17 protein-coding genes are annotated in these 17155 nt (G+C 62.0%); 16 read left to right on the forward strand and 1 reads right to left on the reverse strand.

The genetic code is table 11. The features are described 5' to 3' along the window. The first annotated feature begins 272 nt into the window (after window positions 1–272). The 12 genes from ACSMXN_RS11915 to ACSMXN_RS11970 all read left to right on the forward strand — a co-directional run bounded on the left by ACSMXN_RS11915 (window position 273) and on the right by ACSMXN_RS11970 (window position 14305). Window positions 273–1157: an FAD binding domain-containing protein gene (locus ACSMXN_RS11915; RefSeq protein ID WP_022912466.1), complete on the forward strand. Its 885-nt coding sequence runs from the start codon at window positions 273–275 to the stop codon at window positions 1155–1157. Further along, window positions 1154–1669 carry a (2Fe-2S)-binding protein gene (locus ACSMXN_RS11920; RefSeq protein ID WP_022912467.1) on the forward strand — a complete coding sequence of 172 codons (516 nt, stop codon included), beginning with the start codon at window positions 1154–1156 and terminating at the stop codon, window positions 1667–1669. The genes ACSMXN_RS11915 and ACSMXN_RS11920 overlap by 4 nt, the downstream gene beginning before the upstream one ends. Beyond that, on the forward strand, window positions 1666–4053 hold the full coding sequence (gene cutA / locus ACSMXN_RS11925) for an aerobic carbon-monoxide dehydrogenase large subunit (RefSeq protein ID WP_022912468.1): 2388 nt from the start codon (window positions 1666–1668) through the stop codon (window positions 4051–4053). The genes ACSMXN_RS11920 and cutA overlap by 4 nt, the downstream gene beginning before the upstream one ends. Window positions 4054–4121: 68 nt before the next feature. Beyond that, complete coding sequence (locus ACSMXN_RS11930) at window positions 4122–4736, forward strand: SRPBCC family protein (protein WP_022912469.1); 615 nt, start codon at window positions 4122–4124, stop codon at window positions 4734–4736. Window positions 4737–4930: 194 nt separating this feature from the next. Next, entirely contained in the window at window positions 4931–7063 is a 2133-nt protein-coding gene (locus ACSMXN_RS11935; RefSeq protein WP_022912470.1) for a hydantoinase/oxoprolinase family protein, read from the forward strand. Window positions 7064–7115: 52 nt separating this feature from the next. After that, on the forward strand, window positions 7116–9059 hold the full coding sequence (locus ACSMXN_RS11940; protein ID WP_022912471.1) for a hydantoinase B/oxoprolinase family protein: 1944 nt from the start codon (window positions 7116–7118) through the stop codon (window positions 9057–9059). A gap of 22 nt (window positions 9060–9081) precedes the next feature. Further along, the gene (locus ACSMXN_RS11945) at window positions 9082–10251 is read left to right on the forward strand and encodes a CoA transferase (RefSeq protein ID WP_022912472.1); all 1170 of its coding nucleotides are present in this window, start codon (window positions 9082–9084) and stop codon (window positions 10249–10251) included. Between the two features lie 149 nt (window positions 10252–10400). After that, window positions 10401–11405 carry a carbamate kinase gene (locus ACSMXN_RS11950; RefSeq protein ID WP_051148801.1) on the forward strand — a complete coding sequence of 335 codons (1005 nt, stop codon included), beginning with the start codon at window positions 10401–10403 and terminating at the stop codon, window positions 11403–11405. A 33-nt stretch (window positions 11406–11438) separates the two neighbouring features. Continuing rightward, window positions 11439–12545: a barbiturase gene (gene bar / locus ACSMXN_RS11955; RefSeq protein ID WP_022912474.1), complete on the forward strand. Its 1107-nt coding sequence runs from the start codon at window positions 11439–11441 to the stop codon at window positions 12543–12545. A gap of 81 nt (window positions 12546–12626) precedes the next feature. Continuing rightward, a complete protein-coding gene (locus ACSMXN_RS11960; protein WP_022912475.1) occupies window positions 12627–12890 on the forward strand; it encodes a phosphoribosyl-ATP diphosphatase in 264 nt (87 codons plus the stop codon). A 21-nt stretch (window positions 12891–12911) separates the two neighbouring features. Continuing rightward, window positions 12912–13757 carry an ATP phosphoribosyltransferase gene (gene hisG / locus ACSMXN_RS11965; RefSeq protein WP_027139240.1) on the forward strand — a complete coding sequence of 282 codons (846 nt, stop codon included), beginning with the start codon at window positions 12912–12914 and terminating at the stop codon, window positions 13755–13757. A gap of 5 nt (window positions 13758–13762) precedes the next feature. Beyond that, window positions 13763–14305 (forward strand): PH domain-containing protein, encoded by a 543-nt coding sequence (locus ACSMXN_RS11970; RefSeq protein ID WP_196811202.1) that lies wholly within the window; start codon window positions 13763–13765, stop codon window positions 14303–14305. 14 nt (window positions 14306–14319) lie between these two features. Here the strand turns inward: ACSMXN_RS11970 and ACSMXN_RS11975 are convergent, their stop codons facing one another. Then, window positions 14320–14655 carry a DUF1844 domain-containing protein gene (locus ACSMXN_RS11975; RefSeq protein WP_027139241.1) on the reverse strand — a complete coding sequence of 112 codons (336 nt, stop codon included), beginning with the start codon at window positions 14653–14655 and terminating at the stop codon, window positions 14320–14322. A 221-nt stretch (window positions 14656–14876) separates the two neighbouring features. Here ACSMXN_RS11975 and infC point away from each other — a divergent pair, with 221 nt between their 5' ends. The 4 genes from infC (at window position 14877) to ACSMXN_RS11995 (ending at window position 17148) form a co-directional block, all read left to right on the forward strand. Next, on the forward strand, window positions 14877–15599 hold the full coding sequence (infC, locus tag ACSMXN_RS11980; protein WP_081649007.1) for a translation initiation factor IF-3: 723 nt from the start codon (window positions 14877–14879) through the stop codon (window positions 15597–15599). A 49-nt stretch (window positions 15600–15648) separates the two neighbouring features. Beyond that, a complete protein-coding gene (gene rpmI, locus ACSMXN_RS11985; protein ID WP_022912480.1) occupies window positions 15649–15843 on the forward strand; it encodes a 50S ribosomal protein L35 in 195 nt (64 codons plus the stop codon). An 80-nt stretch (window positions 15844–15923) separates the two neighbouring features. After that, on the forward strand, window positions 15924–16319 hold the full coding sequence (gene rplT, locus ACSMXN_RS11990) for a 50S ribosomal protein L20 (RefSeq protein WP_022912481.1): 396 nt from the start codon (window positions 15924–15926) through the stop codon (window positions 16317–16319). Continuing rightward, on the forward strand, window positions 16228–17148 hold the full coding sequence (locus tag ACSMXN_RS11995; RefSeq protein WP_081649008.1) for a TrmH family RNA methyltransferase: 921 nt from the start codon (window positions 16228–16230) through the stop codon (window positions 17146–17148). The genes rplT and ACSMXN_RS11995 overlap by 92 nt, the downstream gene beginning before the upstream one ends. Window positions 17149–17155: the final 7 nt, after the last annotated feature.

Consider the following 17155-nt stretch of genomic DNA (forward strand, 5'->3'; position numbering starts at 1 on the left):
GATTCGGGTCGACGTTGGCAAGAGTCCGCTACAGCTGGTGGCACAGTCTCGTCGTACGGCATGATCGAATCTCTACGAGGAAGGGATGCGAGCCGAGGACCTTGGCGATATCAGAAATCATCCGAACCGCTGTCCTTTTTCGACGGGTTCATTCTGGGTATTGGCGGTGTAAGGCCTGATGTCAATCGAGGAGTCGCGATCGGCTGCGACCGGTGCCTTCGCCTGGCTAACCAAGGCGGCTTCGTCGGCCGATCGCACCGAAGAGTTCTGACGTGAAGCCTGCCTCGTTCGAGTACAGCCGTCCGACCGAAATTGATGAAGCTGTCAAGATCCTTGCCGATCTCGGCCCAGAGGGAAAAGTTCTCGCCGGCGGACAAAGCCTGGTGCCTTTGTTGTCCATGCGCTTAGCTGCGCCCAGTCATCTCGTCGACATCAACCGCATCAACGATCTGGCCTACATCGACAGCCAATCCCGTGGTGTGCGCATCGGCGCTCTGGTACGACACGCTGCGCTGGAAGGTGATGTTGGCGCTCGAGACGCGCAGCCGCTGCTTTCGACCGCGCTCAAGCTGGTCGCTCATCCAACTATCCGCAACCGAGGGACGACGGTGGGCAGCATCGTGCACGCTGACCCAGCTGCGGAAATGCCCGCCGTACTCGCGTTACTGGGCGGCACGGTGACGGCGATTTCGGCCGGTGGCCGTAGGACGATAGCGGCAGCGGATTTCTTCTTGGGTGCAATGGAGTCGGCGTTACGCCCGGGCGAACTGGCGGTCGAGGCCTTCTTTCCGTCCTCTCCGCCGCAGTCCGGTACGGCCTTCGCCGAGGTTTCGCGACGTCACGGAGACTACGCCGTATGCGGGGCTGCGTCGTTGGTGACTCTTGACGACGACCTTCGTATTCGCTCGGTTCGCGCATCGTATCTATCGATCTCGGCCGCGCCGTTGGTGATCGATCTGACAGACGTGATCGGAGGGCGCCTATTTGATGCCGATATCGCCGACGTTGCTGTTTACGTGAGGGACCGGGTAGACCCCGAGACCGATATTCACGCCTCGGCCGAATACCGGCGACACCTTGCCGAAATTCTCACGGCGCGCGTCGTCCGGGATGCGGCCCGCAACGCTGCCGACGCGGCTATCGGAGCGAGTGCATGAGCGAATCACTTTACGATATAAGCCTCATCGTCAATGACATCGCGTACCAAACGAAGGTTCCTGCGCGTCGACTGTTGTCAGACTTCCTGCGGCACGATCTCGAACTGACCGGAACGCACGTGGGCTGCGAACACGGCGTGTGCGGTGCCTGCACCATTCTCGTCGATGGCACGCCGATGCGAGCATGCTTGTTGCTCGCGATCAGCATGGATGGCCAGTCGATAACAACGGTTGAGGGCCTTGCCGATCCGGCCGGGAAGTTGTCGCCGGTTCAGCAGGCGTTTCAGGAATGCCATGGCCTGCAATGCGGTTTCTGCACCCCTGGATTCCTGACAACAATAACCGCAGGGATTGCTGCGAATGCGCGGCCCAGCATCGAGGAGGCGAGAGAAATGATCGGCGGCAACCTTTGCCGCTGTACCGGTTACCAGAACATAGTCGCAGCAGTGCTGCGCGCTGCCGACATCATTTCCGAAGTCGAACAGCCGATGGAAGAACCGGATCGGGCATGACGACGAGGATGATGGGCGAACGTGTCTCGAGGGTCGAGGACCTTCGGCTGCTGACCGGAGCTGGCCGCTTTCTCGACGATCTCGGGCACGGCGCGGCTGAGATGGCCGTTGTCAGGTCGCCGCACGCGCATGCACGGATCACCGATATCGACGTGTCGGGCGCGCTGGACGTCGATGGGTTACTCGCGATCTACACCTATGAGGATCTGCCCGGGGCGTTGGCCGAACCGTTGCCGTTGCTGATTCCGCATCCTTCGATCGTCGCCGGAAGAACGCAGTATGCCCTCGCAAAGGACGAGGTCAACTATGTCGGCGAAGCTGTCGCTGTGATCATCGCCGAGAATCGCTATCTGGCCGAAGATGCCGCCGAACGAGTCTTGGTCAGCTACGACGTTCTGCCGCCAGTGGTAGGTATTGCCAATGCGCGCAGCGCCAGACATCTGGTTCACGAGGATGTTCCCGGCAATGTGGCCGCACATTTCGTTCAAGAAGTCGGCGACGCAGCGCTCGCCATCGCGGCTGCGCCGCATCGCCTTGAACTCGACCTCGAGATAGAACGATCCGCCAGCACTCCGTTGGAGGGTAGGGGAGTTCTCGCGCACTGGGACGGCGATTCGCAACGACTGAGAATGTGGACGTCAACCCAGACGTCGACCGGCGTCCGCGCCGCCGTAGCCGCGAAGCTCGGCTTAGATCTCGGTAGCGTCGAAGTGATCACGCCGGATGTCGGCGGCGGTTTTGGGGTGAAGATCGTTCATCCGTGGCCGGAGGAGGTTCTCGTTCCGATGGCCGCGCGCGCAATAGGCCGTGCCGTGAAGTTCACCGAGGATCGCCGCGAGCATTTCATCTCGTCGGCCCACGAACGTGGTCAGGTGCAGCGTGTCGAGGTCGGGTTCGATTCCGCCGGGCGAATACTTGGGCTCTCGGTCAGATTTTGGCACGACAACGGAGCCTATCTTCCCTACGGGTTGATCGTGCCCATCATTACCTCAACGCAACTACTCGGTCCTTACAAGCCCGGTGCATACCGGGTCGAGTTCGATTCGCTTTACACCAACACAGTAATCGTTACACCTTACCGTGGTGCCGGCCGACCCCAGGGTGTCTTCGCCATGGAGCGGACTGTCGACGCCATAGCGGCCGAACTGGGAATGGACCGCGCTACGGTCAGGGCCAACAACTTCATCCAACCCGAAGAGATGCCCTATGATCACGGCCTGATCTTCCAGGACGGCCGGCCGCTCATCTATGACTCCGGAGACTTCCCTGCTTCTCTGGAGAAGATCAAGGCGCTGATCGGATGGGATGACTGGGCCGTGTATAAGGCTGCGGCCGTCGCGCAGGGGCGCACGGTCGGTATCGGTTTGGCCTGCTACGTCGAAGGAACTGGCGTCGGTCCGTACGAGGGCGGTCACGTCCAGATCGAGACCTCGGGCAAGGTCAAAGTGGCTACCGGTCTGACATCGCAGGGTCAGGGGCATCAAACTGCATTCGCGCAGATCGTCGCCGACGAATTGGGTGTGTCGATGGCCGATATCGAGGTGGTCACCGGTGACACACGGAGATTTCCCTACGCAGTTGGGACATTCGCCTCCCGAGCCGCAGTGATGAGCGGCTCCGCCATAGCCTTGGCCGCGCGAGCAGCCAAGGCCAAGGTTCTCAAGGTCGCCGCGGACGCTCTGGAGGTCGATCCTGCTGACGTCGAGATCGTCGCCGGCATGGTACGGGTCAAGGGCGTACCAGGTGCAGAAATCTCACTCGGTACTGTCGCGGTGCTGTCCAACCCGCTCAGGTATGCCTTCGATGAGGCATCCAAGGCCGCGACCCAGTTCGCTGTTGGCGATCCAGATCTCGCGCCGGTACGTGACGGTGACGAACCGGGACTGGAGGGCAAGGAGTACTACTCACCGTTGCGCTCGACGTTTGCCAACGGAATGCACGCAGTGATCGTGGAGACAGATCCCGATACCGCCGAGGTCACGATTCTGCGGTACTGCGTGGTTCACGACTGCGGCACGTTGATCAACCCGCTCATCGTCGAGGGACAGATACATGGCGGCGTCGCCCAGGGCATTGGAGGTGCCTTGTACGAGCGGATGGTCTACGACGAGGCCGGTCAGCTTCAGAACGCATCGTTCATGGATTTTCTGATGCCTTACGTGAGCGAGGTGCCCAAGGGCATCGAGATTGATCATCTTGAAACGCCGTCGCCGCTCAACCCGCTCGGCGTGAAGGGCGCGGGCGAGGCCGGGGTCATCCCAAGCGCGGCACTCCTGGCGTCTGCGATCTCAGACGCGGAGGGTTTCGCGATAACCTCTATGCCGATCTCACCGTCGGAGCTGTTCGAGCTCAGGCAGCAGCATGCGGCCGCGCCGCCTGACTGACCAACACCCGGCGGCCGCGCAGTGCCGTCTCGCGCCGTATGACCAAGTACCCAAAGGGGGTTCGCAGGATGAAGGTCGCAGGTGAGGCGTTGCTACACGCGCCGATCGAACAGGTCTGGGCAGCTCTCAATGATCCGGACGTTCTCGTTCGTACGATTCCGGGGTGCGAGCGGCTGGAACCTACCGGTCCCGACGCCTACCGGATGACGTTGACTGCCGGCGTCGCCTCGATCAAGGGGACGTACGCCGGCCGGGTGGAGTTGCGTGACCAGCGCCAGCCCAGCTCCTTCGTTCTGCGCGCATCAGGAGCCGGAGCTCCGGGTACGGTCAGTGCGGACGTGCAAGTGGATCTGAGCGAATTCGAAGGAAATACCCGCTTGCGCTACGACGCTGATGCGGTAGTGGGTGGCGTCATCGGCGGCGTAGGCCAACGGATGCTCACAGGTGTGGCGAAGAAGATGGCAGGCGAGTTCTTCGCTCGGGTGGACGACGAACTGACGAGCACTGCAGATGTCGAGAGCGCGCCAGTACCCGTGCGGATGGTCGATTCAGCAGCGCGAAAGGTTGCAAGATCTCGGACGCAGACTTCGTTTCCCGACCGCGGTTTCCTCGCAGGAGCGTTGATAGGAGCCGCCATCGCACTCGCCGGAGTTCTCGTCGGATCACGGCGACGGTCGTGGTGAGGGCGCCTGCTCTCTCGTGTAGCCGGCGAACCCGGTGCTTCCCTTTGTTCGAATCACTAAGGCCCGCGGGACGAGCGACCTTCCGCTCAGGAGCCGGAGGCGTGTAGTAACCGGAGCGTTCTCTCCAAGGCTGGATTGAGGTTTCGGCACATCCTGCCGAGGAGTTCGGCGCGGCGCGCCAGTTGACTCAGATCATGGCAGTTCGACGTATCCGGGTAGGTATCGATACCGGTGGCACGTTTACCGACATCGTCGCCTTCGACGAGCTATCGGGAACTTTGGTTACGACGAAGACGCCCTCGACGCCCGATGATCCGGCAGAAGGCTTCATGGACGGCATCGACAAGGTGCTTCGTTTGATGGATGTCGATCCAGGCGAGACAGGTGACGTGCTGATGGCAGTCAGCCACGGCACGACTGTCGCCACCAACCAACTTCTTGAAGGCAAGGTCGGCCCGCTCGGATTCATCACCACAACCGGCTACGAGTTCATGCTCGAGATCGCCCGTCAGTCCGTACCCGACGGCTACGGCAATAGCTACTTTTGGGTAAAACCCGAGCGCATCGTTCCCGCCGACCTGGTCAAGACCGTCGACGGGCGGTTCGACTACACGGGCGGAGAACTTCGCCCCTTCGATCGTAGGCAGGCAATCGCTGTAGCGGAGTGGTTCAGAGCGCGACGGATTCTGGCAATCGGAGTGTGCTTCTTGAACGCTTATGCCAATCCTCGGCATGAGCATCAGATGCGCGACATCCTCAGCGAGTTTCACCCCGACGCCGTCGTATCGATTTCGTCTGAGGTGCTGCCGGAGTACCGCGAATACGAACGCGCCATGACGACCCTTGTCGACGCAGCAGTCAAACCCAGAGTTTCGCAGTACGTCAATTCCATCAGGCGCCGACTGGATGCGGTCACCACCGCGACGGGCGGAGCGGTCAGCGCACCAATCCCCTTCTATGTGATGAAGTCCAACGGCGGCGTTCTGTCGGCTGAGGAGGTCGTGCACCAGCCGATTACGACCGTCTTGTCTGGGCCTGCAGCTGGCGCGCTGGGCGCCGCACTCATCGCTCAGCACGCGGGTTTCACCCGGGTGCTCACATGTGATGGCGGCGGGACGTCGACCGATGTCTCCGTTGTTATGGACGGCGAGCCCACCCTGACGACTGAGGGAAGTGTCGGGGTCTATCCGTCGAAGATCCCGATGATCGATGTGGCCACGGTCGGAGCGGGCGGCGGTTCGATCGCGTGGATTTCGCCAGAGGGTGCGTTGAAGGTGGGTCCAAAGTCAGCTGGGGCCGAGCCGGGCCCGCTCTGTTATGGCAAAGGCGGCGCGGACGTCACTGTCACCGACGCCCACCTGGTGCTGGGGCGTATTCCGGCGCACCTGCTGGGTGGCGAGATTTCCCTGGATGCTGGTGCCGCGGCAAAAGGATTGGCCGAACTTTCGTCGACACTCGGTCTCAGCGTGGCAGCATGCGCGGCCGGTGTGCTCGAGATCTCCGCGTGGAATCAAGCGAATGCCTTGCGCCAGATCACGATCAAGCGTGGCCTGGACGTACGTGACTTCACGCTTGCCACGTTTGGCGGATCGGGCTCGTTGCTGTTGTGCCGACTCCTCGACATCCTCAACCTCCGAGGCGCATTGATACCGCCGAACCCAGGTAACGTCTCGGCCTTCGGCTTGCTCACCGTCGATGTCAAGAATGACTATGTCCACACCATGGTCGCAAAACACGACGATCTCGATATAGCCGCAATCTCCGCCGCCTTCGACACGTTGAGCCGTCAGGCCGCGTCCGCGCTCAGAACGGAGGGATTCGCAGATGCCGAGCATCTAATCGTTCGAACAGCTGATCTGCGCTATTTCGGCCAGGCTTTTGAGGTACGGGTACCGGTGACGATATCGGGCTCAAACGCGGAACCGATGGATCAGGCCACAGCTGACGAGGTTGCGGCCGCCTTTCACCAAGCTCACAAAGATCTGTACGGCTACGACTTTCGATTCGACAAATCCCAGCCAGTCGAGTGGGTCAACCTGAGGGTGTCCGGCATCGGTCCGATACGACGACCCAACCTGCCACGGTATCCGTCGTACACCGAAGATGCCGAACGGGCGAGAACCGGTACTCGGCAGGTGTGCTTCGACGGCGCGCAGTACGTGATTTCTCCTTTGTACTGGCGCCCCGACCTCGGGCCCGGTCACCGGGTTGCGGGCCCGGCCATCATCGAGGAGTTCGGCGCGACCGTTCCGATCCATCCGGGATTCGTCGCGATGGTCGACGCCTTCGGGAATTTGCTCGTGACCCGAACTCGCGACGCATCGTGAACGCGCGAGGTGATGGTCCCCAAACATCTGATCTGTATAGCGAGGCCTCAGCATGAGTACGGCTAACACGGAATCGCTAACACTGAACAGAGGAATCAGTGTCGATCCGATTGTCTTGGAGGTGGTGCAGGGCAGCCTCGCGGCGGTTGAACTGGAAGTCGAGACGGCGATCGCACGAACATCGCGATCACCGATGATCCGCGATGCGCACGACTTCCGAGCCGGTATTCATGACCGCCTTTTGCGCAAACTCACTGGACGCTCGTATTCGGCCTTGGTACACCCGATCGCCCGTGACTTCCCGTTAAGCGAGATGCGCCCGGGCGACGTGTTCTTCCACAATGACGTGTATCGATCCGAAGGCGGCATCGGGCATCTTCCCGATCTGTGCGTGACAGTGCCGGTCTTCGCGGCTGCAGGTGCACGCGACGACCTCAGCGGCGATGGGGGCGATCGCGTGCCGCCGCAGGTTGTCGCCTTCGTGCAAGCCTTTGGACATCATGATGACATCGGGGGAGCGGTACCGGGTTCGATGCCGTCGCACGCGCGAAGCGTCTTCGAGGAAGGCCTGATGGTGCCGCCGATCAAGCTTTGGGATGCCGGAGTGCCGAACCGCGCTGCACTTACCATCATGACTCGTAACTCGCGGATGCCGGAATCACTTGCCGCCGATCTGGACGCTGAGTGCTCAGCGTGCTTGATGGGCGCTCGAAGGCTCGGAGAACTCTTCGAGCGCTACGGGCAGGCCGTCGTCGAGTCGTGTTTTGACCAGATCGTTGATCGGACGACTGAAACGTACCGACGGGAAATTCTGGCCAAGATCCCGGTCGGGACGTGGACCTGGGAGGACTACGCCGAACAGGACGGCGTCGACGAGCCAAGACTGCATACGCAACGGATCACGCTGACCCGAACTGCGGCAGATGATGCCGATGGCGAACGCCTGATTCTCGATTTCAACGGAACTGCGCCACAAGCCAAGGGCCCCATCAATCATTGCGCGAACTATGCCGACGGAAACTTCCTCAAGAAGTGGCTGGCGCCGGTTCTGCGAAATCTCGCAGACTCGCCCGAACGCATGGCTGAGCTCGACGTCAACGAGGGTGTGGTGCCGTTGATGGAAATGCGCTTCCCGCCGCCAGGAACCTTGCTGACACCGGTCTTTCCGGCGCCGACTAACGCAAGGACGTTTGTCATCCTGCGCCTCCTCGGAGTACTTGCTGGGGTTTTGGCGAAGGCCGTGGACGGACGAATGCCAGCCGATCAGGAAACGATCCGCTACACGGGTGTGTACGGGCAGGACCGTGACGGCGCGCCCTACCTGATGCGTGAGGTCCTGGGAGGCGGCTCGGGTGGTCGGTATTACGCCGATGGCGAAGACACCATCCACGTTGTCCCTGATTCGCGAAATCTTCCGTCCGAGTTCACAGAGGCCCGATTTCCCCTGCTGGTTGAGCGATTGGGGCTCGCCGTGGACTCCGGCGGCCCCGGTCAGTACCGAGGGGGCCTAGGTTACGAGAAGGACATCCGGATGCTGAAGGATGGGCATTTCATGTCAATCGCGGATCGCTCGATCCTGGCCTGTTGGGGCGTCAAGGGGGGCAAGGCAGGCAAGTCCTTCTCGGTGGTCATCGATCCTGGCGGCCCTCGGGAGCGCACGGTTGACGCATTAGCTGACGCTGAGCCTGTCTATGCCGGCGAGATCATTCGGATCAGGACAACGGGTGGCGGTGGCTGGGGTGATCCCCTTGATCGTGATCCAGCGGCCGTCCTCCGCGATGTTCGCTGGGGCAAGGTTTCGTTTGCAGCAGCCCGTGCAGACTACGGAGTCGTCCTGGCTGAGGACAGCGATGATGTGCAGGTGGCCAGCATCGACACGGCGACGCTACGAGAAACGCTGCGCGCTACACGCATCGGTCAGCGTCCGTTCTTCGATCGCGGGCCGGGATATGAACTGCTCTCGGGCGGCGTGACGTCCTCGACGTTCGACTGGTAGCCGCGGTGCCTAGGATCATCCAATGACTGGACCTCTCTCAGACATCGTCGTGCTAGATCTGACTCGCGCGCTTGCCGGGCCACACGCCACGATGATGCTTGGCGATCAAGGTGCGCGGGTGATCAAAGTTGAGACGCCCGGTCACGGCGACGACACGCGCGGCTGGGGGCCGCCCTTCGTACAGCCTGAGGTAGGCGAGCGTGAATCGACCTACTTCTTGTCATGCAATCGCAACAAAGAATCGATCACCCTCGATCTGAAGTCAGAAGATGGCGTGCGGACACTGACTCGTCTCGTGCGCCACGTCGACGTCCTCGTCGAGAACTTTCGCACGGGCGTGCTGGACAGGCTGGGATTCGATATGGTGCGGCTCGCCGAGCTGAACCCGAGGTTGGTGGTCCTGTCGATCACCGGATTCGGACACGACGGCCCGGAGGGTGGCCGCTCCGGTTATGACCAGATCGCACAAGGCGAAGGTGGTCTGATGTCGGTCACCGGCCCGTCGCAGGACGAGCCCACGAAGGTCGGCGTTCCTATAGCAGACCTCCTTGCGGGTATGTACGGCGCATTCGGAGTGGTGTCGGCATTGCACGAGCGTTCCGTAACCGGGCGAGGCAAGGTCGTCCGGACGTCGTTGTTGGCCAGTGTCGTCGGAGTGCACGCCTTTCAGGGCACGCGCTACACCGTCGCCGGCGAGACCCCCGGCGTTGCTGGAAAACACCACCCGTCGATATGTCCGTACGGGCTATTTCACGCGCGCGATGGCATGGTTCAGATTGCCGTGGGGTCGGAAGGCCTCTGGCGGTCCTTTGCGGCCGCCTTCGATCTTGATCTGCCGCAATGGCGTACAAACGCAGATCGCGTCGCGGATCGCGTCGCGGTTGAAGCTGCGGTGGACAACGCGTTCGCCCGCTTCGGCCGCGACGAGCTCATGCTGAAGCTGGCAGAGACGGGTACACCCGCCGGCCAGGTACGCAATTTGGATGAGGTCTACAACTGGGACCAGACGAAGTCGCAAGGTCTGCTCATCGACGTCGAGCACACGACGCTCGGGCACCTTACGCTGCCCGGTCCACCGCTACGATACGACGATGGCGGCCGCGCGGCCCACCTCGCACCGCCAACGCTCGGCGAGCACAACGAATCAGTTCGTACCTGGCTGGACCAACTAGACGCCGAACGCGCGGAGTGAGTCTGAACGGGCGAGGTTACACAACTCCCACCGCAGGGATGGTCGATGATCGCTGATGCCGCCGATTCAGCTTATTGACAGAGTCCAGGGACAGCTGCGTGAGATTGCTGAAGAGCAGTGATCGGTCGGCGGGCTAGGCAGGAGGCAGCGTGCGCGTTGTGATCGCGCTCGGCGGTAATGCGATGACCGCGCGTGACGGCCGAGCGCGACCAGAGGACCAGCGCGCCGCCGTGGAGCGTGCTGCCGAACCAATTGCGGAGTTGGCCGCCGCCGGGCACCAAGTCGTATTAACCCACGGCAATGGTCCGCAAGTTGGTAATTTGCTGGTCAAGAATGAGCTTGCAGCGTCGGTGGTCCCGCGCGTTCCGCTGGATTGGTGTGGCGCCCAGACTCAGGCGACCATCGGTCTTCTGCTGATCAATGCACTGGACCGGGCGATGATCCAACGGGGTTCGAGAGCTCGGGCGGCCGCCGTCATTTCCCGGACTCGCGTGTCCATCGACGATTCAGCTTTCGTCAAGCCCTCGAAGCCGATCGGCCGATACGTGGATGAGGCCGAGGCTACAAGGATGATCGAACACGGTCAGCACTGGGAAAGCCGTGATGAAAGAGGTTGGCGGCGGATCGTCGCATCGCCGCAGCCGCTGGAGTGTCTTGACGTCGACGCGGCGCAGGTGTTGTTGTCGGCGGGGTTCATAGTGGTTTGCTCCGGCGGCGGCGGTATTCCTGTTGTACCGGCTCCGGATGGCACCCTCCGCGGGGTCGAAGCTGTAGTCGATAAGGACCTCACCGCCGCGTTGCTCGCGAACTCGATGGCTGCTGACTACCTCGTCATAGCGACAGACGTCGAATACGTCGTAAGCGGTTGGGGATCACAGAACGCTGCCGCCGTGCGATCGATCGGTGTGGATGCGCTTCGATCACTCATTGTTCGGGAAGGATTCGCGACCGGGAGCATGGGCCCGAAGGTAGAAGCCGCGTGCCGATATGTCGAAGGCGGCGGCCGAGCCGCCGTAATCACGTCACTGGACCGCATTGGCGAGGCCTTGCATCAGCTGGTAAGCACTGGTGAGGCCGGTCACAATGCCGTTGAGCCAACCGTCGGCACGGTCGTCACACCGGCGGATGTGCCGCCCACCGGGCCCTTCAGTTGACGAGCCAGCCGATGAACCGCGAAGGAGAATTCGATGCCCGACCCGATCGAGGTACGCAAGGTTCCGTTGCACAACGTGTCGGACGCCAGCGAGTTCGCAAAGCTGATTGACGATGGCGTCTTGCAAGCCGACCGTGTGATCGCTGTAATCGGCAAGACAGAGGGAAACGGCGGCGTCAACGACTACACCAGGATCATCGCTGACCGCGCATTCCGCGAGGTGCTACTGGCAAAAGGTAGCCGTTCGGTCCAGGAGGTTGCCCAGATACCGATAGTCTGGTCGGGCGGCACCGATGGCATTATTTCTCCGCACGCCACGATCTTTGCCACGGTGAACCCCGAGACGGTTGCGAAGACAGCGGAGCCTCGTCTGACCGTCGGCTTCGCCATGAGCGACATCCTGCTACCCGAGGACATCGGGCGCAGCGCGATGATCACGAAAGTCGCGGCAGCGGTTGCTATCGCAATGCAGCGTGCCGGCATCACAAGCGCTTCCGATGTCCACTACGTCCAGACGAAGACGCCGCTTCTCACGATTGACACGATCCGCGACGCCAAGAGTCGCGGGCATGACGTGTTTACCGACGACACGCTGCATTCGATGGACGTATCCAATGGCTGTACGGCACTGGGTATCGCAGTTGCGCTCGGTGAGATCGAGATGCCGGCCGACGCCGATGTGATGCGCGATCGCTCGCTGTATTCCTCCGTCGCCTCCTGCTCGTCGGGCGTGGAACTCGATCGTGCCCAGGTAGTCGTGGTCGGCAACGCCAGGGGGATCGGCGGCAGATACCGGATCGGCCACGGGGTGATGGCCGACGCCCTCGATGCCGATGGCATCTGGGCAGCAATTCGGGATGCCGGCCTGCAACTGCCTGATCGGCCGCACAGTTCGGACCTCGCAGGTCGGCTCGTGAATGTATTCCTCAAGTGTGAGGCGAGTCAGGACGGAAGCGTGCGTGGGCGTCGTAACGCAATGCTCGATGACTCCGATGTTCATTGGCATCGCCAGATCAAGGCGGCAGTAGGGGGTGTCGCGGCCTCGGTAACCGGAGACCCGGCGGTCTTCGTATCGGTGTCGGCCGCACACCAGGGTCCGGACGGTGGGGGACCGGTGGCGGCAATCGTCGAAGCCGACTGAGTTCGCTGATGTTGTCCGTGGGCGGTCGCTGGGTGCCTCGGCTTCGAGGCCCCACAGCGGTCGCCGGTACGCTCAGCACCGATGAAAACCTTCGATGATCTCTTCGCTGAGCTGAGCCAGCGCCAGCTGGATCGACCCACCGGTTCTGCCACGGTGACTGCTCTGGACGATGGCATCCATGCCCAGGGAAAGAAGGTCGTCGAGGAAGCGGCCGAGGTGTGGATGGCCGCAGAACATGAATCCTCGGATCGAACCGCCGAAGAGATCAGCCAGCTGCTGTATCGCGTGCAGGTGCTCATGCTCGGTAAAGGCCTCACGCTCGCCGATGTCTACAAGTATTTGTGAGTTGACGTGACCTCCACAGAACTGCTTCGTATTGCGGTCCCGAACAAGGGCGCCCTCGCCGAGCCCGCCAGCCAGATGCTTCGCGAATCCGGTTACCGGCAACGCAGCGACAGCAAGGAACTCATGCTCGCCGACCCGGACAACGGCGTCGAGTTCTTCTTCTTGCGCCCCAGAGATATTGCCGTCTATGTCGGTTCTGGACGGCTCGAAGTTGGTATCACCGGCGAAGACCTGCTCCTGGATTCCGGTGCCGACGCAGAGGTCATCCTTAAGTTGGGTTTTGGTGGCTCGACCTTTCGGTTCGCGTCCTTGGCCGGCACCACCAAGACCCTCGCTGAACTGGACGGCAAACGAATCGCCTCCGCCTACCCAGGGCTTCTCGAGCGCTACCTCGATGAACAACGCATCAAAGCCGAGGTCATCAAGCTCGATGGCGCGGTCGAGACCGCCGTACGACTCGGAGTCGCTGATGCGATAGCTGACGTCGTTGAGACCGGCACCACGCTTCGCAATGCTGGTCTCGAGGTTTTCGGCGAGCCGCTACTGCGTTCAGAAGCCGCGCTAATCCGTCGCGCTGGAGCTGAGGCGAACCCATACGTCGAGCAACTGATCCGGCGCCTGCAGGGCGTGATGATTGCGCGGCAGTACGTGCTGATGGACTACGACGTCGCTGACGACCTGCTCGAGCAGGCCGTCGCGGTGACTCCAGGATTCGAATCGCCAACTGTGTCACCCTTGCGCACGCCGGGTTGGTCGGCAGTCCGGTCGATGGTGCCGCGTAAAGACACCAACCGCATCATGGATGAACTCTGGGCTATCGGCGCGCGCGCCATCCTGGTCACAGATATTCACGCGTGCCGGCTGTGAACGCGGTGACCGAGCCGCCAGTCCCGCCAGGGGGTGGCGCCTCCCCACAGCCTGAGGTCCGCGTACGAGGCGTCATCGAGGCCAGACCACTGCGCTCAGCCCGCATCGCCGTCGCCGTTGCCGCCGTCGTACTGATTGCCCTGGTGGCGATCGCCGCGATACTGCCGAGTACCTCTGACGGTGTCACTTTCACCGGAGCGGACCAGATCGGCGTAGCGGGCATTGGAGTGCTGATCGCGATAGGGATTCTGTCTTTCTTGCGACCACGGCTGCGTGCTGATCAGTCCGGCGTCGACGCCCGCGGCTTTTTCGGCGGCTTCAAGCATGTCGACTGGGATCTCGTAACCGCAGTGGAGTTTCCACCGAAAGTGCGCTTCGCCCGACTTGTGGTTCCGGGAGACGAACTCATTCCGCTGTATGCCGTTCAGCGTGGCGACGGCGAGCACAGCGTCGAAGTCATGCAGGGCCTACGCGAACTTTTCGCAGCGAGCCGAGCTACCAGCGAAGGCGAGCGCACCGACCCAGGCCAGCCAGGACCAGGCGACTAGCGTCTCGGTAGAACTCAGATTGGCGACCGTTCGCCGGGACCTTGACCAGGAGCGTCCGGGTAAATCGACGCTTCGCGGAACGCGGCCTGCAAAGCCTTTAGGCCATCGCGTAACGGCGCGCGGTGTACACCGAGGTCAGCCTGGGCCGCGCTGAGGAGCCCTGCATATGCATCGATGAGACGACGCGCCTCGTCCAGGTCTTTGAACTGCTCGCCGTCCTCAGCCAGACCGAGCTTCTCGGCAGCGGCGCTCATGAGCATCACGGAGGCTCGCGTAATGACCTCGACGGCCGGGATCTGGGCAAGTTCACGGACCTGCTGGCTGTCAGACTGCCCGTCGGACTCGCCCATACCGGGGCCTTGTCCAGATACCGGGACGTCTCCGGAAGTTGGGATGGTGGGGCTCACACTGGTAGCCTGGCATGTGCGACCCGCTCCTCTTGACCGAGGGGTGTGCAAGCGGAAGCCCATCGAGTTTCCCACCCGCGCCGCCATTGGTAGCCGGGTACGGTCCAGCGCAGCCCGTGAGGGCTACGTCGTGTTGCTAGGGGTGCGTGTGTGTCGCGTGCCGAATGGCCGCACGAGGATCGCGTGTTAATTCGTTTGGGCTCCGACTGCACTGGTTGCAGGCGGGGCCTTTCGCAGCTTCGGCCGTTTCTTCGAAGAGCGGCACGGACTGTGGGGCCTTGCATCACACGAAAGCCAACCAAGGAGGCCCCATCAGCTCTGAACCCCGCATCAACGACCGGATCCGTGTTTCCGAGGTCCGTCTCGTCGGTCCCGAAGGTGAGCAAGTCGGCATTGTGCCGATCGGTAAAGCCCTGGAACTCGCCGCCGAGGCAGATCTAGATCTGGTCGAGGTAGCACCCATGGCTCGTCCGCCGGTCTGCAAGCTCATGGACTACGGAAAGTTCAAGTACGAGAGTGCGCAGAAGGCTCGAGAGGCCAGGCGTAACCAAGCATTAACCGTCGTCAAAGAGATGAAACTTCGTCCGAAGATCGACCCGCACGACTATGAGACCAAGAAAGGTCACGTCGAGCGGTTCCTTAAGCAGGGCGACAAGGTCAAGATAACGATCATGTTCCGAGGCCGGGAGCAGTCACGTCCCGAACTTGGATTCCGACTTCTGCAGCGGCTGGCCGAAGACATCACCGAACTCGGCTTCGTCGAGTTCTCGCCGAAGCAGGACGGCCGAAACATGGTAATGGTCGTAGCGCCGCACAAGGCCGGAAAGAGCAGCAAACCCGCGCGACCAGCAGAGCACGTCGAGCAGGCGGACGAACAGCCCGCCTGACGTAGTCAGCCGACTCGCAACTAGTTACGCAACCTGAGAGAGAAGTTCCATGCCCAAGATGAAGACCCATTCCGGGATGAAGAAGCGTGTCAAGGTCACCGGCACCGGAAAGCTGTTGACCGAGAAGGCCGGCAAGCGTCACCTGCTCGAGCGCAAGTCATCCAAGCTGACCCGCAGTCTGAGCGGCACGCGTGAGGTTTCTGCACATGACGCGCCTCGCGTGAAGCGACTGCTCGGTCGCTGATTTCTTCCCGACGACATCCCCGCCGAGCTTGCGACCCGAATCGGGCCGGCAGCAGAGCCTGAAAGATCAAGGACTACAAAGTGGCACGCGTCAAGCGGGCGGTAAACGCCCATAAGAAGCGCCGTAGCGCCCTCGAGGCCGCGTCCGGCTACCGGGGTCAGCGCTCGCGGCTGTACCGCAAGGCCAAGGAGCAACTGCTCCACTCCTCGACTTATGCGTATCGCGACCGCAAGGCAAGGAAGGGCGACTTCCGCCAGCTTTGGATCACCCGCATCAACGCTGCGGCGCGCGCTAACGACATGACGTACAACAGGTTCATCCAGGGCCTGCGGCTCGCCGGTGTGCAGGCAGACCGGAAGATCCTGGCCGATCTCGCGGTCAACGATGCGCCGGCATTCGCAGCTTTGGTGGTCCTGGCCAAGCAGGCAGTCGAGGCTGAGGGCATCGGCGGCGCCGTCGCTTCCGACGCCGCCTGAGCGGTCTCCCAGCCAGTCGGTGCTATCTGACTCAAACGCCCGGCTCGTAGCGGCTCGACGACTCACCGGTCGGCGAAATCGCCACGAGACCGGGCGTTTCCTCGTCGAAGGCGCGCAGGCCGTGCGTGAGGCACTTGACAGGCCAGAGATCGTTGTCGAGCTTTTCGCGACTGAGATTGCCCTCCTCAGGTACGCGGACCTCGTTTCGATCGCTAGATCTCGTTCGATCGTCGTCGAGGAGATCTCCGAAAAGGCAGCGATGGGCCTGAGCGAGACGGTTACGCCGCAGGGACTCATCGCGGTGTGTCACATCTTTGACCTGACGTTCGAGTCCGCGCTGTCGCGTCGCCCCTCATTGGCAGCCGTACTGGTCGAGGCAAACGAGCCTGGCAATGCTGGGGCAATCCTGCGGACCGCGGACGCCGCGGGGGCCAGTCTGGTGATACTCGCAGGCGATGCCGTCGATTTGTACAACGGTAAGACAGTTCGGGCGAGCGCGGGCAGCATCTTTCACCTGGATGTCGTGACCGGCACGGATCCCGAGCAGGTTGTCCTGGCTTGCCGGAGGTCTGGTCTGCTCACCCTGGCAACCACCGGTGGCGGGACGACCGATCTCGACATCTTGATCGATGATGGCTCGCTGAGCGCTCCGACGGCTTGGCTGTTCGGAAATGAGGCACGGGGACTGCCAGAATCCGTGCTCGAGGTCGCGGACGCTCAGGTTCGGGTGCCTGTCTATGGTCGAGCCGAAAGCCTGAATCTGGCTGCCGCGGCTGCAATCTGCTTGTACAGCTCAGCGCGGGCACAGCGAGTTACCGATAAGCGGTAATGGAGCA

The sequence above is a fragment of the Parajatrophihabitans canadensis genome, assembly GCF_053764775.1.

Excerpts from the sequence above, each read along its gene's own strand:
- ACSMXN_RS11920 (WP_022912467.1), top strand. The coding sequence starts at position 1,154 with ATGAGCGAATCACTTTACGATATAAGCCTCATCGTCAATGACATCGCG.
- cutA (WP_022912468.1), top strand. The coding sequence starts at position 1,666 with ATGACGACGAGGATGATGGGCGAACGTGTCTCGAGGGTCGAGGACCTT.
- ACSMXN_RS11930 (WP_022912469.1), top strand. The coding sequence starts at position 4,122 with ATGAAGGTCGCAGGTGAGGCGTTGCTACACGCGCCGATCGAACAGGTC.
- ACSMXN_RS11935 (WP_022912470.1), top strand. The coding sequence starts at position 4,931 with ATGGCAGTTCGACGTATCCGGGTAGGTATCGATACCGGTGGCACGTTT.
- ACSMXN_RS11940 (WP_022912471.1), top strand. The coding sequence starts at position 7,116 with ATGAGTACGGCTAACACGGAATCGCTAACACTGAACAGAGGAATCAGT.
- ACSMXN_RS11945 (WP_022912472.1), top strand. The coding sequence starts at position 9,082 with ATGACTGGACCTCTCTCAGACATCGTCGTGCTAGATCTGACTCGCGCG.
- bar (WP_022912474.1), top strand. The coding sequence starts at position 11,439 with ATGCCCGACCCGATCGAGGTACGCAAGGTTCCGTTGCACAACGTGTCG.
- ACSMXN_RS11960 (WP_022912475.1), top strand. The coding sequence starts at position 12,627 with ATGAAAACCTTCGATGATCTCTTCGCTGAGCTGAGCCAGCGCCAGCTG.
- ACSMXN_RS11975 (WP_027139241.1), bottom strand. The coding sequence starts at position 14,655 with ATGGGCGAGTCCGACGGGCAGTCTGACAGCCAGCAGGTCCGTGAACTT.
- infC (WP_081649007.1), top strand. The coding sequence starts at position 14,877 with ATGGCCGCACGAGGATCGCGTGTTAATTCGTTTGGGCTCCGACTGCAC.
- rpmI (WP_022912480.1), top strand. The coding sequence starts at position 15,649 with ATGCCCAAGATGAAGACCCATTCCGGGATGAAGAAGCGTGTCAAGGTC.
- ACSMXN_RS11995 (WP_081649008.1), top strand. The coding sequence starts at position 16,228 with ATGCGCCGGCATTCGCAGCTTTGGTGGTCCTGGCCAAGCAGGCAGTCG.